The sequence below is a fragment of the Ornithinibacter sp. genome, from assembly GCF_035443565.1.
In the GTDB taxonomy this organism is placed as follows: Bacteria; Actinomycetota; Actinomycetes; order Actinomycetales; family Dermatophilaceae; genus Fodinibacter.
On record NZ_DAORSO010000154.1, the window covers coordinates 1,218 to 5,117 of the forward strand.

The 3,900-nt window shown below is 71.2% G+C and carries 5 protein-coding genes; all 5 read left to right on the plus strand.

The features are described from left to right. Positions 1-127: 127 nt before the first annotated feature. Positions 128-688 carry an ArsI/CadI family heavy metal resistance metalloenzyme gene (locus PLL68_RS12275; RefSeq protein WP_324534482.1) on the plus strand — a complete coding sequence of 187 codons (561 nt, stop codon included), beginning with the start codon at positions 128-130 and terminating at the stop codon, positions 686-688. Further along, positions 685-1,767: an ACR3 family arsenite efflux transporter gene (gene arsB / locus PLL68_RS12280; RefSeq protein WP_324534483.1), complete on the plus strand. Its 1,083-nt coding sequence runs from the start codon at positions 685-687 to the stop codon at positions 1,765-1,767. Before PLL68_RS12275 ends, arsB begins: the two co-directional genes overlap by 4 nt. Then, positions 1,760-2,185 carry an arsenate reductase ArsC gene (locus PLL68_RS12285; RefSeq protein WP_324534485.1) on the plus strand — a complete coding sequence of 142 codons (426 nt, stop codon included), beginning with the start codon at positions 1,760-1,762 and terminating at the stop codon, positions 2,183-2,185. The genes arsB and PLL68_RS12285 overlap by 8 nt, the downstream gene beginning before the upstream one ends. Before the next feature lie 29 nt (positions 2,186-2,214). Then, positions 2,215-2,871 (plus strand): HAD family hydrolase, encoded by a 657-nt coding sequence (locus tag PLL68_RS12290; RefSeq protein ID WP_324534487.1) that lies wholly within the window; start codon positions 2,215-2,217, stop codon positions 2,869-2,871. A 10-nt stretch (positions 2,872-2,881) separates the two neighbouring features. Continuing rightward, the coding region (locus PLL68_RS12295) for a pyridoxal phosphate-dependent decarboxylase family protein (protein WP_324534489.1) at positions 2,882-3,900 on the plus strand (1,019 nt) is incomplete at its 3' end.

The window sequence follows — 3,900 nt, forward strand, 5'->3', positions numbered from 1 at the left end:
GAGGTCGCGGGCCGGGTGGCAGTTGTCGACATGGGGGCTCCTCGGTGCGACACTACATTGACGTGTGTCGATGTAGTGTGGTCCACTGTGATCGCATTGATGATAGTCGATATATGGGAGGCCATTCGTGAACACCCCTGACGCCGTCGACCCGGTCGCTGCTGCGGGCGGCGCGAGCCGGGTCCAGCTCGCGCTCAACGTCAGCGACCTGGAGGCCAGCATCGCCTTCTACTCCGCCATGTTCGGGGTCGAGCCGCACAAGCGCCGCCCCGGCTACGCCAACTTCGCGATCGCCGAGCCGCCGCTGAAGCTCGTGCTCATCGAGACGAGCGAGGCCACCCGCGGCACCGGCACGGCTGGCGCCCTGAACCACCTCGGCGTCGAGGTGCCCTCGACCGACGAGGTCACCGCCGCGCGCACCCGGTTCACGGATGCCGGCCTGGCCACTTTCGACGAGAACGACACCACCTGCTGCTACGCCCTCCAGGACAAGGTGTGGGTCCACGACCCGGCCGGGGCTCCGTGGGAGGTCTACACCGTCAAGGACGAGGACCCGGTCGACGCCAGGCCCGCCACGGCGAGCCTGGAGATCCTCGGCGGGCCGACGGCCGGTGCCTGCTGCTCCCCGAGTGCCGACGCCACGCCGGTCGAACCGGCCCCCGAGAAGGCTCAGGCCTGCTGCTCGTGACCACCGCATCCCCGGCGCGCGACACGGCATCCGCCGGTCCCGACCAGCCGAGACACCTGTCCACCCTTGACCGCTTCCTGCCGGTGTGGATCGGCCTCGCGATGCTCGCGGGGCTCGTGCTCGGCCGGCTGGTGCCGGGGCTCGGGGAGGCGCTGTCCGCGGTCGAGGTGGAGGGGGTCTCGCTCCCCATCGCCATCGGCCTGCTCGTCATGATGTACCCGGTGCTGGCCAAGGTGCGCTACGACCGGCTCGACACGGTGACCGGCGACCGGCGGATGCTCGGCGCCAGCCTCGTGCTCAACTGGCTGGTCGGCCCGGCGCTGATGTTCACCCTGGCCTGGCTCCTGCTGCCCGACCTGCCCGAGTACCGCACCGGCCTGATCATCGTCGGGCTGGCGCGCTGCATCGCCATGGTCATCATCTGGAACGACCTCGCCTGCGGTGACCGGGAGGCCGCGGCCGTGCTCGTGGCGCTCAACTCGGTCTTCCAGGTGCTGATGTTCGGGGTGCTCGGCTGGTTCTACCTCTCGGTGCTGCCCGGCTGGCTCGGCCTGCCGCAGGCCGACCTCGACGTCTCGCCGTGGCAGATCGCCGGGTCGGTGTTCGTCTTCCTCGGCCTGCCGCTGCTCGCCGGCTACCTGTCCCGCACGGTGGGTGAGAAGCGCTGGGGGCGAACGGCATACGAGACGTCGTTCCTGCCGCGCATCGGCCCCTGGGCGCTCTACGGACTGCTGTTCACCATCGTCATCCTGTTCGCGCTCCAGGGCGACCAGATCACGACCAGCCCGCTCGACGTCGCGCGGATCGCGCTGCCGCTGCTCGCGTACTTCGCCCTCATGTGGGGTGGCGGTTTCGCCCTCGGGGCGGCACTCGGCATGACGTACGAGCGCACCACGACCCTGGCCTTCACGGCGGCCGGCAACAACTTCGAGCTCGCCATCGCCGTCGCGATCGCCACCTTCGGGGTGACGTCCGGGCAGGCCCTCGCGGGGGTCGTCGGGCCCCTGATCGAGGTGCCGGTGCTCGTCGGTCTCGTCTACGTCTCCCTCGCCCTGCGAAAGAGGTTCCGTCATGTCTGACCTGCCCACCACCCGCCCGTCGGTGCTCTTCGTGTGCATCCACAACGCCGGCCGGTCCCAGATGGCGGCCGCGTGGGTGCAGCACCTGTCCGGCGGCGCCGTGGAGGTGCGCTCGGCCGGCAGCGCCCCGGCCGGGTCGGTCAACCCGGCCGCCGTCGAGGCGATGCTCGAGGAGGGCATCGACATGAGCGCGGAGGTGCCGAAGATCCTGACCACGGATGCCGTGCGCGAGTCCGACGTCGTCATCACCATGGGCTGTGGCGACACCTGCCCGATCTTCCCGGGCAAGCGCTACGAGGACTGGGCCCTCGAGGACCCCGCAGGCCAGGGCGTGGATGCCGTGCGTCCGATTCGCGACGAGATCCGGGTCCGCGTGCTCGGCCTGCTCGAGAGCCTGGGTGTCCAACCCGTCGCCTGAACCCTGCGAGGGGTTGACAGACTGTCCCGATGCGCCCCCGCTTCCACACCGTCCTGTTCGACCTCGACGGCACCCTGGCCGACACGATTCCCCTCATCGTCGCCTCGTACCAGCACGCCTTCCGCACCGTGCTCGGCGAGGAGATCGACGAGGCCAGGGCCCGCGCGTGGATCGGCCGCCCGCTGCTGGCCGCGCTGCTCGAGGAGTCGCCCGAGCACGGGCACGACCTCGACCAGACGTACCGCGAGTGGAACCTCGCCAACACCGCCCGCCTGATCCGGCGCTATGAGGGTGTCCCCGAGATGCTGGAGGCCCTGGCCTCAGCCGGCGTGCGCATGGCGGTCGCGACCTCGAAGCGGCGCCAGACCGCACGCCTGGCCCTGGAGGGCGTCGGTATCGACCACCTCATCGAGGTCGCGGCCGCGCTGGAGGACACCACCCGCCACAAACCCGAACCCGACCCGCTGCTGCACGCCGCCGCATCCCTGGGTTCCCAACCCTGCGACTGCGTCTACGTGGGTGACGCCACGGTCGACGTCCTCGCTGCCCGGGCTGCCGGTATGGCTGCGATCGCCGTGAGCTGGGGTGCGGCCGACCGCGAGGCCCTCGCGGCCACCGGGCCCGACGCCCTGGTCGACACCGTCGCGGACCTCACGGCGTACCTGCTGGGCCACGACGAGGGCTAGAGTCGCCGCCGTGCACGGGAAGACCTACCAGGAGAACAAGCACGTCGAGCTGGCGGCACTGGCCGACGCGGTGATGGCCTACGCCGAGGAGCGGGTGCGCATGGCCCCGCCGCTGGACCGCCCGGTGACCGAGGCCGAACTGCGCTCGCGGGTCGGGGAGACGATCACCCCCGGCGGACTCGGCGGCGTCGAGGCCATGCGTCTGTTCGCGCAGGACCTCGCCCCCACCTGCCTGTCGACCGACCACCCGCGCTACCTGTCCTTCATCCCGTGCGCGCCGAGTGACGCCGCCGTGATGTTCGACCTCGTCGTCGGGGCGTCCTCGATCTACGCCGGCTCCTGGCTCGAGGGCTCGGGTGCCGTGTACGCCGAGAACCAGGCGCTGCGCTGGATCGCCGACCTCGTCGGGATGCCGTCGGGCGCAGGCGGGGTGTTCACCCCCGGCGGGACGATCGGCAACCTCTCGGCGCTGGTGACTGCACGGCACACCGCGCGCGCCTCCGCGAAGCCGGGCGATCGGCCGTACCGGGTGGCAGCCACGGCCGGGGCGCACTCGTCGATCGCGTCGGCCTGCGACGTCATGGACGCGCAGTTCGTCGGCGTCCCCGCCGACGACGCGTGGCGACTGACCGGCGAGAACCTGCGCGCGGTGCTCGAGGAGAACGGCCCGGAGTCGTTCTTCGCGGTCGTCGCGACGTGCGGCACGACGAACTTCGGTGTCATCGACGACCTGGCGAGCGTGGCCGAGGTCTGCCGGGAGTACGGCATCTGGTTCCACGTCGACGGCGCCTACGGCGGGGCCGGCCTGGCCGCGCCGTCGGTGCGGGGCCTGTACGCCGGGATCGAGCACTGCGACTCCTTCATCGTCGACCCGCACAAGTGGCTGTTCGCACCGTTCGACTGCTGCGCCCTGCTGTACCGGGAGCCGTCGCTGGCGCGGGCGGCCCATACCCAGAAGGCGGGGTACCTCGACGTCCTCACCGACGCCCCCGACTGGAACCCCACGGACTACTCGGTGGGCCTGACCCG